Here is a 16,311-nt window from a genome sequence, read left to right as displayed (position 1 = left end):
CTTTCAGAAAACACCCACTATAGTGTCCTAAAGTCACTAAAGGATTGAGAAATGAACATCACCAAGCAGACCAGGGACAAGCAGTGTCACACGGTAGAATTTAATACATTCACCTTCTCCGGCGGGGAAGAGCATGTCAGACTAACCGACATCGCGACTGACGACATCACGTCCATTACCATTCAAACCAACTTGACCTCTTCAGCGGCTATTATGCAGCTCTTTATGGCAGTCGATGCTGCCAAACGGCTTTATGGCGATAAACCGGATTATCATTTGGTCATTCCCTATTTCCCTTATGCCCGACAAGATCGCGTCTGTGTTGAAGGCGAGGCACTTGCGGCGAAAGTGATGGCCGATCTTATTAACAACATGGGATTTACCACCGTTACGATTTGGGATGCTCACAGCGATGTTACACCGGCGTTAATCGATCGAGTCCGTAATTTGCCCCAAACCCATATTATTGAACATGCGCCGAAGCTGAGTGAGGCTATCACCACCGGCGCCGTGACTCTCGTAGCGCCAGACGCGGGTGCTGCCAAGAAGACCATCAATGTGGCCAAACACTTTAACGCCGCAGTGCCGCCGGTTCAGGCGGAAAAGGTTCGCGATGTCGCTACAGGAGCGATTCTCTCAACATCGGTAAATGGAGATATTTCTGGTAAGGATGTTTTGATTGTCGACGACATTTGCGACGGCGGTCGAACGTTTATCGAACTGGCCAAGGTACTCAAACACCAGGGCGCGTCCACCATATCCCTGTATGTTACACACGGAATATTCTCTAAAGGTCTGGATGTTTTTGAGGACCTGATTGAGACCATCTATACAACCGACTCGTTCAATTGTACGGAACGATTCACGCAATCTACGGCGACCACAAAACTCGTCGTCATTAACGTTTAAGGAGAAAACGATGATTATTGCACCGACTATGCAAAAAGATGTTTATAAGGAATTTCACGCGCGCGCCTACCACCCGGACGTCAGTGAAGTTTATGCCAATTTTACATCCCGCTCTGGAAAAAACAGCAACATAGAAGGCAACGAAAACGTCGTTTTCGTGGGTCTTCAGTATTTTATGATGAGCTACCTTCAGGAAGAGTGGGCGACGTTTTTCGAAGCGCCAAAGGCCGTTGCCGTTGCACAACACAAACGAATTTTGAGTGCTATGTTGGGCTACCCCGTTGATGTGGGTTACCTGGAGAAGTTACATGATCTGGGCTACCTGCCGCTGCGCATCAAAGCTTTACCGGAAGGAACACTGGTCCCGTACCAGGTACCGCCACTAACTGTCGTCAATACTCAGCCTGGCTTTGAATGGTTGACGAACATGATTGAAACGGTTTTAAGCTGTGAAAACTGGCCGATTCAAACCAGCGCGACGACATCTGTGGCCTACTTAAAGGTCTTCCGGGAGTTTGCCGAAAAAACGGGCCTGCCTGCCGACTTTGTCCCTTTCCAGGGTCACGACTTCAGCTTCCGTGGCATGTTTGGTAAACACGCAGCGGCGATCAGCGGGTTCGGCCACCTGGCCAGTGGGCTGGTCGGTACGGATACAATCCCGGCGGTTCTGTTTGCCGAAAAATATTACGGTGCGAATGTCGATAACGAGTTGGTGGGATGTTCGGTGGATGCCACGGAACACTCCGTAACATGTTCTTGGTTGCTGGAAGGTGAAATTGCGTTTTTCCGATATTTAATGACCGAACAATCACCAAAGGGCATCTTAAGCGTCGTTTCTGATACCTGGGACTTCTGGACATTGGTCACAGAATACTTGCCACAATTGAAAGACGAGATTATGAACCGGGATGGCACGTTGGTTATCCGTCCAGACTCCGGTGATCCGGTAAAGATTTTAACGGGTTATCGTTCAATAGCTCTGCAAGACTTCAGCTGTGCTAGCGACGCTTGCGAAATTGCAGACAAAGAAGGCTTTGAAGCGGTAGAGATCCAAGGCACTTACTACGATGTTAAAACCGGCAACCCGCTGCAACCCTGTGAAGTAAAAGGCTTAATTGAATGTCTCTGGGATATTTTCGGTGGTACCACCACAGACAAGGGATACAAGTTACTGGATGAGCACATTGGTGCTATTTATGGCGACGCCATTACCTTGAAACGTCAACGAGAAATATTACAGCGCCTGATGGACAAAGGATTTGCGTCGAAGGTCGTGTTAGGAATAGGCTCGTATAGCTACCAATATGTCACACGAGACACACACGGATCCGCGGTGAAAGCGACAAGTGTTGTTAAAGACGGTGAGCGCGTGGCTATTTTCAAAGACCCGAAGACCGATCAAGGCAAAAAGTCGGCTAAAGGGTTACTTAAAGTGATCCGGCAAGATGGTACGTTGAGGGTATTGGACAACGTCAGCCCACAGGAAGAGGCGGAAGGCCTGCTTGAGGTTGTATTTGAAGATGGGAAACTGGTAAAGACCACGACATTGGCTGAAATACGAGATCGTATTGCTCAACAATTGTAGTAAGGAAAGGCCGGCTCGCCGGCCACTTTCAGAGGAAAAGCAGTGAACGAAAAACAATATCTTAACGAATACCAGCCAAAGGACTATCCGGTCGTGCTGGTCACTGTCGATACCGTGTTGTTTTCGTTTATAAAAGACGAGTTGTCTGTGTTACTGGTAAAGCGCAATAACCACCCTTACAAAGGACATTGGGCCTTACCGGGGGGCTTTGTCGACCAAACGCAAGACCCGTCACTGGAACACGCCGCCTCGCGCAATATTCGAGAAAAAACAGGGATAGACGCCAGTTACTTGGAGCAGTTGGCGACACTTGGGTCTGGAAAACGAGACCCAAGAGGTTGGTCAGTTTCCACAGCGTACACAGCGCTCATCCCCCACGCAAAGTGCGAACACTTTGTTGATTCTGTTGACGATGCAGCCTGGTTTTCAGTAGATGAGGCACTGCGTATGAAGCTGGCCTTTGACCATACAGCCATCATCCGATTAGCGTTGGAACGACAACACCAAAAAGCGCTCTATTCATTCGTGCCAGTGTTTGGTTTGACACAGCCTTTTACCATTACCGACCTGCGGAAAGCGCATGAAACCCTGATTGGGAAACCGATCCAACGAAAAAGTTTCATTCGACGGTTCGAATCGTCAGACATGTTTATCGATACGGGCAAAGTCCGTCAGGAACGCGGCAGACCAGCAGCGTTATACAAGGCAAAGGCGGCAATAAAGTCATTCCGGTTTGTTCGGAATTTGGATGAATAGAGATCAATAAACGAACTGTTTCGACTATGCCTGCTGTTTTTTTCAGACCAGCCAACAGCAAAGATTAACCCGAAAAAAAGGGGCAGAAGAGCTCTGCCCCGGAAGTTACTACTGACTTACGACTCGAGTAAGTTCTGTTTTGGTTTCTGGATTCAAAATAATCGAACGCGGCATCGCCAGGGTATCAAGCGAAACCATTCTTACGTCGACTATTTCAGGTGTGGTTACGGCGGCATCATCGATACTCATGACTTTGAACAACAACTCACTGTTGTTCAACCAAACGATATCGGTATTCACCCATTTCAAGTCATCACTGTCGTTGAAACCTGCTTTGGTGGTGAAGATACCTTCACTGACAGGCGCTTCATACATTTCCTTCAGTCGACTGAGGTTTGCAGTTTCCTGGGTGACCGTGTTGTAAGCCCACAAGTCGATATGCTCATCTGACGCATCTGTCTTCAACGCCCAAAACAATTGCCAGGTACCATCCGGTGAACGCTGTAGCGTGTTGAAAATGCTGGCAGGTACATTTGTGCCTGCGGTGGACATTCTTTTCAGATTAGCAGCGGCGACAATGGCGCTGTCTGGATCTGTGGTTGTGGCTGTGTACAAGGTATTTTCAACGTTCGCTACCGTTGGGTTCAGCAGTGATACCGAACCGTAATCTTTGTCCCAATTCCAAACAATAATGTTTGTGGCATTGGTCACTGGCAGATGCACGACGGCACCATTGCGAGGCTCCCATGACGAAAAGAAGGTACTGACATGTATTCCCAACAAGCGCCCATTAGGTGACCAGTCGTAGTCCAGCGACGTAGCACTGGACGAAGATCCACTGGTTACCACACTTTCCTCTACTCCGTTAAAGTAATACAAAGCGGCTGTGCCACTATTCTTGGCGGTATAAACAATTTGGGTCGCCTTATAAGCGGTAAATTTGGTGACGTTTGTGGATGCGCCATTGACTTTCTCTGTCAGTCCAGTGCTTGGCTTCCAACGATACAAATTAGTAATGTGTCCCGTTAACGCTTGGGTCGTTGAACCTATGAAGAACATCTGGTTGTTGGTCCACTGTGTGCTTGCTCCGGTGACTAATGTCAACGGATCTGCGCCTGTTCCGACCAGCAACTCCGTTAAGGGTGTTTCGCTGGCAGGGTCAAACACTTTCATGGATCCTAGTGTTGTTGTCGCATCACGTGATACTTCTTTTTTGCCTATGGCAGCGTATGGCGGCTCTCCTGCGTCGACATCGTTGTCACTCCAGACCAGGGTTTCGAAGTTCAGAGTAGCAACACTTGGTTCTATTGCAGTCAGGGACGTAAGATTTTTCGTGCTAAACCACAACAACGCGTCATTGTCCGAATCCAATTCGTTTGGCATTTTGATGGCAAGGTAGTTGCTATCATTAGACCAAAAGGTTTCAACGGCCAATTCATCGATATCTGTAAAACTCATGTTAACGGTGTGATTCAAGTTCGTCGCCGCGTCATACAGTCGAGCAACCCAGTCTGCATTCGCCATCAATTGCGTGTAAAAAACGAACTGCCCATTAGGCGAAACATCAATGATGTAATTGTCGCTGTCCAACGTATCCGCACTTTTCAGGTTGACAGCTTTAGCACTGTATACCCCTGTCAGGTAAATCGGATGAGATTCCGAAGAATTGAATACCGTTGTTTCAGCATCCAAAATAACAAACGGCTCCGGCACAACACTTAGATCAACAGATTGCGTCGTTTTACCGCCTTTACCATCGTCTGCGGTTGCGGTTACCTTAAATGTCTGGTTTGGCGCGACGGATAAGTCGATTGAAAACTCCCCAAAGTCATTGGTTGATTCCACGACGGATACGCCGTCGATAGAGGCAGCCCAGCTGATTGACACAGTATCGTTGTCTTCAGCATCTGAAACTTCGTCAACCGAAATGCGGAAATTACTGCCAGGGTATGTTTTCGTAATGTCAGCAGCCAACTTCAGTGTTGGTGCAGAATTTCTGGCTTCTGGGGGTTGTACGCATCCGGCCAGGGCAACGGCCATAGCACCGACGAGCAGGTAATGTTTCATCCTAATCTCCTTGGATAAAATAAATTATGGGTTCAGAAGTGCATTAACAGACCGATCGAAATACCATTTTGTGCGGCGGTCATCGGCGAATAGGCGGCTTGCAACGCAGCTGAATACACGGATGTGATCGGTATTTCCAATCGGCTGAGCAGCCCGGCAGAAAAATGCAGGGTATCTTGAGTGGTTTCGTAACCGCTATCCAGCAGCCGAAATTGGGCAAAATTGGTGGCGGCCGACGCTTGTAACCCTAGACCGAACCAGGCTTTTTTACTGCCCATTGCAAGGTCATGTTCTACCAGAAGTTGACTATTAAACGAGGTAAAGTTGCCACCTATATCATCGGTAACTTGCGCATAGATGGGTGCATACGTGATAGACAGCAGGCCGGTCATGCGAAGATGTTGTTCAACCAGGAGCGGAACGTTGCCCCCTGCTGAAAGCGAAAATACGGGCCCGGCGTTGTAGTTTTCTTGCTTCACGGCGCCGAAACCAACACCTGCGCCCAATTCAAGTTGTTTTGCATCCCATTCGATACAGAAAGCATTTGAGGTAAGCGTGACGATACTTAACACAATCCATTGTGTGATTTTCATGAGTTGATCCTAAGAAATTAAGTCCATTTTCGATCGCGCGCCATTGTGTCACAACGGACTTGAGGTGTGCGGGATGAATTTTCATTTTTGCGAGGGAGATCAAATTATTGATCTGAAATAGAGCAATATTTTTGCAAACTGTTAATCAATTCACATACTTAGCCGTTTAAACATGTTCTTGCTCGGCTCGACAAACAAAGCAATCGAGCCGAGCGGGATCAGGCTTAAGTCGCCTTAATACTGATCAGCATTTGCTTGAGTAGCCCGTTGGATAAACTCCGCCAATCCAGTGCGCTGCTGTTCATAATTTTGCCGAAACCGTTCGTCCTGCACGTACATCAGGCCAAGTTGTGCGTGCATTTCATGAGAACAGGGGTAAAACCAAGTATCAATCAACAGGCGCATTTTTTCGGCCGCGGCGATCGCTTCTGGGCTATTCGCGTCAAGCCCGGCCTCCATCACCGCGATCATTTGCTCATTAGTGCCCTGCTGTTGCTGAGCAAAACGCGACCAATCTTCTTTAGTATACTGTTTCGTCCGTTTGGCGGATATTCTGTACGCTTCGGTATCACCCCAACGAGACTGAACCTCGTCTTCATACTGGTCGGGATCAAAGCCGTTCAAAGCTTCAAATTTGTTGTGGCTCATTATCTGTTCCTCTTCTTCAAGCGATTGTTCCAGTTGCAAGCGCACCGCCGTGAGGCGCTCAATATGCTGTTCCACTTGAGTTTTCTGCGCCCGCAATAAGGACATTTTGTTTTTGGGGTCAGACGCCAACAGTTGACCGATATGGCGCAATGAAAAACCCAATGCTCGATATAAAAGAATGCTGTGCAGGCGATCCAGATCGGCATCGTTATAGAATCGATAACCCGCTGCAGAACGGTTTGTGGGTACCAACAATTCAATCCTATCGTAGTGATGTAGGGTTTTTATGCTGACGCCGGCGATTCTCGCTACATCACCAATACTGTATTTCCGCATGAACGGCATCCTCTTAATGTCGAGTTATTGAACACAAGTGTCCTGAGTCGGAAGTTCGTATCGTTTCAGAGCCAATGGGAAGCGCTAGTACAAAGCGCTCTTCGTAGAGAATTCTAGGGCAGCTCTGATTAATTCAAATCACCTCAGTCCTATCAGATCGGAGGATGAGCGAGGCGTGTGTTGCAGGGAATGGCGAGTCCTTTTCAAAACACACAACAAAGCTCAGTCACCGATCTGAATGACCCGAAGGGCGGGGCTGAAATGGCAAATTTCGTTGTTAAGTCCTTTGCCAAGATAATGAATATTGCCTGCAGAACTTGCCTCGAATTTTGCGCATTTCTTCACCCGCTGAGGTAGATAGCAATTATTCAGTGCTGCCCTAGATCTTTTCAAGAAGAGCAACGCCGTAATCGAGTTTTCCATTCGCCCCCTTCGGGCGCGATATTCACGCCCTCTAGCGTCGTTCTGTTTCTTGTTAATGGAATAACCATTGACTGCGAAACACGCCTAGCTATAGAACTTGAATAGCACGCTGAATTCATTCGAACCTCTGACTCAGGACACTAATGTCTGACCTTAGGGCAGAGTCAACTTCTAAGCAGAATTTTTTGAAGATAAGGGAAAGATGGAATTGAAGAATACATTAACAAGGCAAAGCCTTTAATGAACAAGAGTGACTGGCCGCCGGACAGCGACTCATCTTAGTTAGGCTTTAGGCGGCGCGACAGAGTTACGAACCACCAATGTGGGTTTGAACTCGAAGCCATTCGGTTCTTTTTTGTGGTAGATCTCGTGCACAGCCATTCGCGCGCAGGCTTTTGCCATGTCGTATGCCGGAAAATCCATGGTAGTCAGGCGAGGGCTGACGTAATTAGCCACTAACTGATTATCGAAACCGATCACAGATATGTCATCTGGGACGGTTAAATGATGCTGCTTGGCCCATTCCAATACACCGATGGCCATTTCATCACTGCCTGCGGTGACAGCCGTAAACTCAATACCCTTTTGCTCAAACAGATGCATCGCGGCCAATCCGCCGGGCAGGTCGAAAACCGTGTGTTCAATATAATCCTCGGTGTAGGGTATACCGTGCTCTTCCATCGCCCTTCGGTACCCCATGACGCGTTCGCGGGCATCCTGTTTGTGCGCTTGCCCCGCGGCACAGACAATTTTGGTATGGCCCTGCTCAATAAGGTACTTGGTGGCGGCATATCCTCCACCTTCGTTATCGAGGAACATATTGCGCTTGTCGAGCCCATCGTAATGTTGGTTAATCAGATAAATCGGGAGTTCATCGCTCAATTTGTTGAGGTAGTCCTGGTCCAGGCACTCAGTTAACAGGATCAAACCATCGACCTGGCGAGCTTTGAGGTAATTGACTGCGTCCCGCTCCTGCTCTGCGTCACCGTGACCACTGGCAATGATGACGTGCTTGTTATAGCGGCGCAGCTCTTCTTCAACACCTGACATGACGGGTCCGTAAAAAGGACCATCCAGCCAGGACACCACCATGCCCAAGGTATTAGAACGGTTAGAAGCAAGCGATTGAGCGGCCGAATTGGGCGTATAGCCCAATTCTTCCATCGCCCGGCGTACCCGGGCTTTGGTCTCTTCTTTAACCCGGTCACTGCCGTTCATCACACGAGAAACCGTTGCCAATGAAACACCAGCCAGGGCGGAAACTTCTTTGATGGTTGGCATGTGGCAATGGTTCCTATGATGAAAGCGGTTTCAAACGTAAAGTGTTACGCACCTGTAACCGCCTTGTCAATTGGAAAGTCGACATCTACCTGCCGTATTTCACCGTTGCGTTGAGCCAGTTTTTCAACCCAAATACTGTCAATAACACCCGCAGTACAATCAATGACTTCGCCGCTGTCCAATTGAAGCCGAACCTTGAGTGGTTGATTGGGCTCGACCGCTCGGTAAACAAACGGTACTTGCGCCAGCGTGAAGGCAACGGACTTCGCCGGAAGCGCCAGGCTATGCCAGATACCATCAACTTGGAGGTAGCTGAATTGTCGAGCCTCGGTCAGGAATTCCTCTGCTCTCAACAGACCCGGTTGCACTCGCAAGCCACCCTGATGCCAGACCAACCCTAACTCTCCAAACCGGGTGATTAGCTCTTCTTTCACTTGCCCTGTCATCCCAGGCTGACGTGCAATACCCGTTTCCGGTGTATGACTGTAGGGGTCAGTCGGGAACGCTCCGTATTGGGAAGGTGTTTTATTAAAACCAATGCCCGCGCGGATATCGTAGTAGCAGGCTTCCAATGCTGCAGCGTCGGCCGGGTTTTCTTCACGCGCCAGGAACCAGTTTTCCTGAGCGGCTAACAGCAACTTGGACACCATGTGCCAATAGGTACTACCCAAGCCTTCGTAAGCGAAAAACGAACCAGAGCGACCAGTAAAGGATTTGTGATTAAAGGTACGTTCGAACAATGCCAGAACCGCCTGTGTTTCAGTGTCGGACAGTGAGACATCGGTTAAACGAGCTTTTAAATCTTTGGCGTTGCGCAGCTTAACGTCGAAGTGGAAGTGGCCGTCGGCACTTTGGAATAGAATTCGTTCCGCCAGTAACTTCGCTTTAAACTGCAAGACGTCTTCTAACCATGTCGATTCAATCTGGTTTTTTTCGATGAATTTCGGCAGTACTTTGTTCGGGTACAACAAATAAGTATGTTGATCTTCCCGGTAGAGATCACTATGGCGAAGTGCTTGCAAAACGTTCAACGCTTCGGAACCAGACAGGAACTTCGACGACAGAATGGCAACCTGACCCTCAAGCATCAACGGCAAATACTGCACCGTTGCTTCTTTGTTTTCGATGTGCAGCAAATTGTATCCGTGATACAGACCATCGCCACGTCGATTCGCTTTCAAGGTTGAGGCTATCGCGGGTAACACAGCGTCAATAAAGGCAATGATCTCCTCGACCGAAACGGACTTCGTCGCTGCCGTCAAACCACGTTGATACAATTGCGCGCGGTAGTGATCTGCGTCGGTCGCGAGCGTTTCAATAATCTGGAACCGCTGCGACGCGTCTGAACACTGCAACCCTTTAAAGGCAGATTGGACCTGGTTAAACCATTGATGCACTTCTGCGCTCAAGGACACTTGTCCCGATAACGAACTCAGCGCCTGTCGCATAAAATTCAGATGACGATGCAGGTAACCCACGGTTACAACCGATAGACCCCAACCAACCAGCGCATTGTTAGCGTCGTTCCATTCTGGGCGCTGGGTGTTCATCCACAAGCCCCCATCGGGCACAAAATTACTGAGTTTGGCCAACCAAAGTGTCAGCAATTTTTCGATGAGGTTGGTATGAATGACCTGACCCTCAGCATCGGCCAGTAACTTACCGTCGGTGCCGATTTCTTTTACCCGTGCCTCAATTCGGCCATTCAGGTCATAATCGAAGTTGATGCTGTCATAAGGGTCATTCTGCAGCTCTGCGAACGGCTTAATCCGGTAAGGCACGTTGGCGAAACTGTAACGTGGTTCTGCAAACGCACTGGCTAACCACTCTGGATTCATTTCCGCCTGCAGCTCCAGCAGCTTTGACAGGTAGATAATCTGATGGTCACTCCAGTAACCGATGTTTGACCAAGCGTTGTCTGGTTCTGGCTCTTCCCACTCGATCCCGTCTCGGGTGACTCGATATGGGTTATAACCATCGGCGGTGGTCGCGTTTAAAAACGCACTGATCATCGCCGGTAAAAACTTCGGATAGCTGTAGGCGAGTGGCTCCCAGTTCTGGAAGATATCCCGCCAGTTACCCTGATAATCTTTAATGGATTCACCTGCGTTGTTCTTCAGGTTTATAGAGAATTTATTCCAAGGGCGACTCGGATCTCCATGACGACGACTGAAGCTGATCGGCAGGTACTCACGCACTAATCGTCGCAAATCAACCGACTCGCAGGACGCGATTTTGGATTCCAGCTCCAGGACGGACAAAGATTCCGGTAAGGTTTGCCACCAACTGTTTTTGCCCAAGGCACGTTGACGAGTCACAACAAACTTTTGAATATCGTGTTTATCCAGCAGATAACCGTCTTCGAAAAAACCACCCCGCATCATATTAAACAATGCATTGGCTTGATGATGTACTGCGGTCAACTCATCTTCACTGGCTTGCAGTGCATCGGTTTTTGCCAAATGCGTATGCAGTGTTTGCGAGCCTTGCAGAATGTCCTGTCGAATTTGTTGAGCGAGCTGACCCCGTTTGACGCTGGAGCGCAATGATTGAATTTTGGAGACATCCAAACTAACTTCGCACACCAGATGCCATTCGGCTTTTTCACCGGGCGCTAGCGTTAATTGGGTTTCAATGAAATAGGCGCCTCGTTGACCGCGTTGTCGATCACGAGTATCCAACAGAAGACCTTGAACGAATTTTTGTGGTGCGTTTGCATCGATGGAAACCGTGGTTTCAACATTGTTGGTGACCACGCTGTGCCATACCGTATTAGCCAGTAAACTTTCCGCGGGCTCAGCTAAATCAGTCAGCTGGGAACTCAAGTAGTAAGCGGCAACGTTCTCGTCATAATAGTCGGCCGATTTATACGCATCCAGCAACACACTGTTATCGTTTTGTGAGTCCGATGAAATATTGGCGGGAAGAAGATTCTGCAAACCATCAAGTACATCGACACTTCGAGTTTGTTCACTGTTATTGGTTAAGGTGACGGTGCGAACGATGCCGTACGTTTCGCTGAAAGACCAACCGTATTCAAAACACAAGCCCTGTTTGGTTTCAGAAAAATACAGCTGATCGCCAAGTGCACTTTTATACAACGTGCGCTGCCCAGGTTTCGCGGTCAAACTGGCGGTTTCGAAAGGTTGCCAGAGCTGACCATTTTCACGGATAAGTGTGATTGGACCGGTGCAATGCGCCATGTCACTGATTTTGTCTTCGGTATAGTAAGGAAACAAAGATTTTTGAGCGTTCTGGCGACCCGCGGTGAGGCCTCCGTTACTGGAGATGAATAACCAATGATCGTAGGCACTGACCACCGACATAAAAAATCGCGGCATCTGATCATAGTTATCAATTTTATAGAACCGTTGACCACGGTAATCGCAAAACTGACCTTTGACTTCAGATGCGTCCTTCTCAGCTACCGGACTCATCGTGTTAATGGATTGCACTGACATGGGTATTCCTCAAAAAACTTAAATTTTGTAGATGGCAACTCGAATCGCCTTGGCAAGAGATTTTGTCCCTTCTTCAGCAGTCATTGAATTGTCGGTAATAAATGCATTTACAGCCTCGTACACGCTCTTTTGGACGCCTTCCGGCGCTGCCATTCCGGCTGCCAGGCTTGGCTGTAACGTGTTAATCGTGTGCGATGAACGAAACTCTCGCATCGCTCGAACGGCACAACGGTCAAAGCCCCAAGGACTGATATCCAGGCGAGCAGGGATAGACCCTTCGCGTAAATTAAGGTCGGTTAACAACTGTTCCGTAAACAACAGCTGGGCCAACTCATCGGACGATTTGTCATTGGTCTCTTTAAACAGAACCACACTGTTCAGGTTATAAAGAAAGGTAGCAGACGCTTCCGGTAATGGCTCGCAAACGATGCTCTCCGGCAAAGCACCATCTTTGTCGACAAACAGTGGTTTAATCCAGTCACCGGCAAATAGAATCTGCCCTTTCCCCTGTATCAAAGCCTGACTGGCACTTTGCCAATCATCGTAACCTGGCCGAGCTAACATAGGTCGAAGCTTTTCAAGTATTTTGAACACATCCACCATGTCTTCGCTTTTCAGCACAGTGTAATCAAATTCGATAAAGGTTTTTTGATAGAACTCAGGTCCCTTTAACCCGAGAATCAACGCTTCTAATATCAATGCGTTTTGAGACGGGTCATTGACTGTGATGATGTTCGCCTGACGACCGGTCGCGTTATTGTTCAGTAATTCGAAGAAGCTTGCCCAGGTTCGGGGCGGATTAATTGACTGAGTGTCATTATGCAAAACACTATCATTCATCCACATCCAATTACTGCGGTGTATTTGGGTTGGTACGGCAAACACATTGTCTTGGAAGGATATGTCTTCCTGGATGGTTTTTGGTAACCGGGTTTGCCAAGATCCTGAGTACGCAGACGCTCCCAGGTTATTAATAAAACCTAACGCTGCCCAACGGCGAATGGTCGCACCTGGAATCTGCGCGGCATTTGGCAGTGTCGAGGTAACCGCGCGGGCGCGTATGTCATCCACCATGGCCAGGTTTGAACCATCATAAGCGGAGACGTTCCATTGATTGTCCGTACGCATTGCAATCGTCGTTTGCAGTACAGAACGATTTTCTTCATCTGTGGCCATAACCAGATCCATGGCCATGACTGCGCTGCTTATCGACGCTGCGGATAACACAATACTAGAAACAATACTTTTTGTTATTTTTGTCATGTTCATAGCGATACTTCTCTATTTAAAAAAGCGAATTAACCGGCGGTAAGCCGCCGGTTTTCCAAGAACGTTACTAGTTACTTAAATCGACAAATTCACATTGCGAATTTCAACTTGTATATCTCCGCCACCAAATGCTTCAACTACGATGGGCGCTAGCACATTTGAAACATCGAAGACACCTGATCCGTCTAACCTGTTGTTGTTCGCAATGAAGTCCGCAACATCAATTGAGAAAGCAGCCCAATTGCTATCCGTTGGTAATCCGGTAGTCGTCTCACTTAAGGCGACATCTCCAACGTTTGGCCAAGTACCCGTATCCATTTTAATCAGCACATCTGTCGCTGTACCCATATCGATAATGCGCAAGTCAAAGTTCAGTGAACCTGTAGAGAAATCAGTTAGGTCCAACGCTCCAGAAGTAGATTTCAATGAGATATTGCCACCACCAACATGAGTGCCATTTATCACTCCATCTACCACTGAAATTGTGTCAGTCGAGCTTTCAAGATAGCCGTGATACAGATCAGCAGTAAATCCTTCAGCAATGCTATCGGAGGACATGATCAGTGGCCGAGTTAAGTTCACGTTGCGTATCTCAACTTGCAAATCTCCGCCACCAAATGCTTCAACTACTATAGGCGCTAACACGGTTGTGATATCAAAGACACCAGATCCATCCAATCTGTTGTCGTTCGCGATGAAGTCTGCAACGTCAATTGAGAAGCTAGCCCAGTTACTATCAACAGGTAGTCCAGTTGCAGTCTCGCTTAGGGCTACATCCCCTACGTTAGGCCAAGTACCCGTATCCATTTTAATAAGGACGTCAGTAGCAGTTCCCATGTCGACAATGCGCAAATCAAAGTTCAATGAACCTTCAACAAAGTCAGACAAATCCAGGGCTCCGGATGTAGACTTCAATGAGATGTTACCACCGCCAACATGAGTACCATTAATCACGCCACTTTCAACTGATATTGTATCTGTTGCCGCTTCAAGGTATCCATGATAAAGGTCGGCGGTAAACCCCTCTGCAATATCCGCTTCACTAAGTACGACTTGGTATCCATAGCCCTCAGGTTCAACGGGGACATAAGTACCTTTGGAAACAACTATATCTTTTATCTGAACATGAAGATCAGTACCGCCAACCTGTTCAAATTTACCGGCGATATTAATACGGGACAGATCTAAGGCTGGGGCATTCGTAATCATATCGGTCATAGGAATCGTAACCGACGTCCATTGATCAGACCCTGAAACACCGAAATACTGTTGGTCCAAAACAATATGCGCAAAGTTTCCTTTGTCGTCGCTAATGCCAACTTTTAAACCCGTTGCAGTACCGTCAACCCAACGTATTTTGAACGAATAATCTCCAGCGTAATTTGAAAAGTCATCTAACTTTCCTTCATTACTATAGAGGTACATGACGCCTGTATTTGAAAATTCCAGATCGATATAACCATCAGATGAATCAGTGGGTTCGACAACACTGTATTCATCACCGCCATCCGCGTCGTCCCATTTAGCCATTTGCCAATCACCAACGAGCAAATCACTAAAAATAACCAAAGGATCTGCGGTGAAATCTGCGGCAACCGGCAACATTGGTTCTACAACGCCAGACTGAAGCGTGTAAGTACCTTCTGCACCCTTAGTGCCGCAGGTAACCCCGCTTGCGTCATCTTCACACTGATAAACGCGAACGTAGTCAACGACCATTTCCGCTTCACTGATGCTATCGTCTATTCCACCTTCATTGACGTTTCCAGCCCAAGCACCGCCCATGGCCAGATTCATGATCAAATGAAACTTTTGATTAAAAGGCGCTGCCGTTGTGCCGCTTGTCTGCCAGACGCCGCTTTCATCTTGATAGTGTGTATACCATCCTTCTTGCGTCTGCGTGGATACATGAATGTCGTCAACAAACCAACGAATCGCGCCTTCTTCCCATTCAACAGCATAGGTATGGAAACCGTCCGCAGGGTTGACCGTGACATCACCAAAATCATACTCGACGCCGGTATAAACGTTACCAGGCCATGCACGACCGTAGTGCAAAGTTCCGTGTACGCGATTTTCAGGAATAACACCCGTTTCATCATTGTCTTCAGCGCTTAAATCTCGATCTGCCTTCAGGTTAACAGCTTCCACAATGTCAATCTCACCTGACATTGCCCAGCCGCCAAACTCCCAATCCGTTGGTAGCATCCAAACCGCTGGCCAAGTGCCTTGACCAGATGGCAATTTAGCTCGAATTTCAAAGCGGCCATATTTCCAATCATTCTTGAAAGAAAAACTGGTATCTTCGCCCTCGACGTAGGCATTTGGCGCCACACTTCTTAAGCGAGCCGAAGTAAAAGGCTGGGTTTGTGTTTCGGCTGGGTCATATTCTGCGCTGTCCGGATTGTGTACCGCGCCGGTGTGCTCTCCGCGAATAGCTTTAATGTGCAGCTTGCCGTCTTCAACAAATGCATTGTCGGGACCATCAACATAACACTGCTTTTCATTGTTGCCGCCGCCCCAACAGTTGACTTCAAAAGCCCACTTACTGTCATCAATGACCGTGCCTTCGAATTCATCGGCAAACACCAGGTGCCAGCCTTTTTCCTCGTAGAAATCGGGTTCTTCGGTGTTTGGATCACCATTATCGTTGTTGTCGTCATCTTTCGGTTTTTCCTCAAGACAACCGGTGACTAGAAGAGCTGCCAGCGTTACAGCGAACAGCGATGTTGTTTTTGTACTTATTTTTTTCATCACATTTTTTCCTGGGTTTTTAACATTTCTCACATCATTGGATGTAAGCGCTTACATTGGAGTGTCAAAAAAAGAGAGAAAAAGCTTGGGTCCGAAGACCCAAAAAGATGCGACTACGCCATGGTTATCGCAATTACGACTCAATCTTCTTCGCATTTAACTGCTCCGAAACTTTCATGACTGATCCGTCGGTCAGTCGTATAAATAACACCGCACAAAGTGATCCTCA

Annotated in this window: 10 protein-coding genes; 3 read left to right on the top strand and 7 right to left on the bottom strand. The window is 47.9% G+C overall.

Annotated features, from left to right (window positions below; translation table 11 throughout):
- Nucleotides 1-51 precede the first annotated feature (51 nt).
- Genes prs through IYN85_RS25000 form a run of 3 tightly spaced genes read left to right on the top strand, consistent with a single transcriptional unit; the run spans nt 52 to nt 3,250 of the window.
- Nucleotides 52-909 (top strand): ribose-phosphate diphosphokinase, encoded by an 858-nt coding sequence (gene prs / locus IYN85_RS25010; protein ID WP_196161713.1) that lies wholly within the window; start codon nt 52-54, stop codon nt 907-909.
- 10 nt (nt 910-919) lie between these two features.
- The gene (locus IYN85_RS25005) at nt 920-2,494 is read left to right on the top strand and encodes a nicotinate phosphoribosyltransferase (RefSeq protein WP_196161712.1); all 1,575 of its coding nucleotides are present in this window, start codon (nt 920-922) and stop codon (nt 2,492-2,494) included.
- 42 nt (nt 2,495-2,536) lie between these two features.
- On the top strand, nt 2,537-3,250 hold the full coding sequence (locus IYN85_RS25000; RefSeq protein WP_196161711.1) for an NUDIX hydrolase: 714 nt from the start codon (nt 2,537-2,539) through the stop codon (nt 3,248-3,250).
- A gap of 108 nt (nt 3,251-3,358) precedes the next feature.
- Here IYN85_RS25000 and IYN85_RS24995 read toward each other — a convergent pair whose 3' ends face one another.
- The 7 genes from IYN85_RS24995 to IYN85_RS24965 form a co-directional block, all read right to left on the bottom strand.
- The gene (locus IYN85_RS24995; RefSeq protein WP_196161710.1) at nt 3,359-5,317 is read right to left on the bottom strand and encodes a hypothetical protein; all 1,959 of its coding nucleotides are present in this window, start codon (nt 5,315-5,317) and stop codon (nt 3,359-3,361) included.
- A 32-nt stretch (nt 5,318-5,349) separates the two neighbouring features.
- Nucleotides 5,350-5,910 (bottom strand): hypothetical protein, encoded by a 561-nt coding sequence (locus IYN85_RS24990; protein WP_196161709.1) that lies wholly within the window; start codon nt 5,908-5,910, stop codon nt 5,350-5,352.
- Nucleotides 5,911-6,144: 234 nt separating this feature from the next.
- Nucleotides 6,145-6,894: a MerR family transcriptional regulator gene (locus IYN85_RS24985; protein WP_196161708.1), complete on the bottom strand. Its 750-nt coding sequence runs from the start codon at nt 6,892-6,894 to the stop codon at nt 6,145-6,147.
- 705 nt (nt 6,895-7,599) lie between these two features.
- Entirely contained in the window at nt 7,600-8,598 is a 999-nt protein-coding gene (locus tag IYN85_RS24980) for a LacI family DNA-binding transcriptional regulator (protein WP_196161707.1), read from the bottom strand.
- Between the two features lie 44 nt (nt 8,599-8,642).
- Nucleotides 8,643-12,059 carry a hypothetical protein gene (locus tag IYN85_RS24975; RefSeq protein ID WP_196161706.1) on the bottom strand — a complete coding sequence of 1,139 codons (3,417 nt, stop codon included), beginning with the start codon at nt 12,057-12,059 and terminating at the stop codon, nt 8,643-8,645.
- An 18-nt stretch (nt 12,060-12,077) separates the two neighbouring features.
- Nucleotides 12,078-13,328 carry an ABC transporter substrate-binding protein gene (locus tag IYN85_RS24970; protein WP_196161705.1) on the bottom strand — a complete coding sequence of 417 codons (1,251 nt, stop codon included), beginning with the start codon at nt 13,326-13,328 and terminating at the stop codon, nt 12,078-12,080.
- A gap of 75 nt (nt 13,329-13,403) precedes the next feature.
- Nucleotides 13,404-16,082: a family 16 glycosylhydrolase gene (locus IYN85_RS24965; protein WP_196161704.1), complete on the bottom strand. Its 2,679-nt coding sequence runs from the start codon at nt 16,080-16,082 to the stop codon at nt 13,404-13,406.
- Nucleotides 16,083-16,311: the final 229 nt, after the last annotated feature.

This window comes from Reinekea sp. G2M2-21, from assembly GCF_015687175.1.
Taxonomy (GTDB): domain Bacteria; phylum Pseudomonadota; class Gammaproteobacteria; order Pseudomonadales; family Natronospirillaceae; genus Reinekea.
The sequence above is the reverse complement of the archived record's forward strand: the minus strand, read 5'-3'. Positions and strand labels throughout refer to the sequence as shown.

Bases quoted from the DNA above. Each gene is read 5' to 3' on its own strand.
- prs (WP_196161713.1), top strand. From the start codon at position 52: ATGAACATCACCAAGCAGACCAGGGACAAGCAGTGTCACACGGTAGAA.
- IYN85_RS25005 (WP_196161712.1), top strand. From the start codon at position 920: ATGATTATTGCACCGACTATGCAAAAAGATGTTTATAAGGAATTTCAC.
- IYN85_RS24995 (WP_196161710.1), bottom strand. From the start codon at position 5,317: ATGAAACATTACCTGCTCGTCGGTGCTATGGCCGTTGCCCTGGCCGGA.
- IYN85_RS24990 (WP_196161709.1), bottom strand. From the start codon at position 5,910: ATGAAAATCACACAATGGATTGTGTTAAGTATCGTCACGCTTACCTCA.
- IYN85_RS24985 (WP_196161708.1), bottom strand. From the start codon at position 6,894: ATGCGGAAATACAGTATTGGTGATGTAGCGAGAATCGCCGGCGTCAGC.
- IYN85_RS24980 (WP_196161707.1), bottom strand. From the start codon at position 8,598: ATGCCAACCATCAAAGAAGTTTCCGCCCTGGCTGGTGTTTCATTGGCA.
- IYN85_RS24975 (WP_196161706.1), bottom strand. From the start codon at position 12,059: ATGTCAGTGCAATCCATTAACACGATGAGTCCGGTAGCTGAGAAGGAC.
- IYN85_RS24970 (WP_196161705.1), bottom strand. From the start codon at position 13,328: ATGAACATGACAAAAATAACAAAAAGTATTGTTTCTAGTATTGTGTTA.
- IYN85_RS24965 (WP_196161704.1), bottom strand. From the start codon at position 16,082: ATGAAAAAAATAAGTACAAAAACAACATCGCTGTTCGCTGTAACGCTG.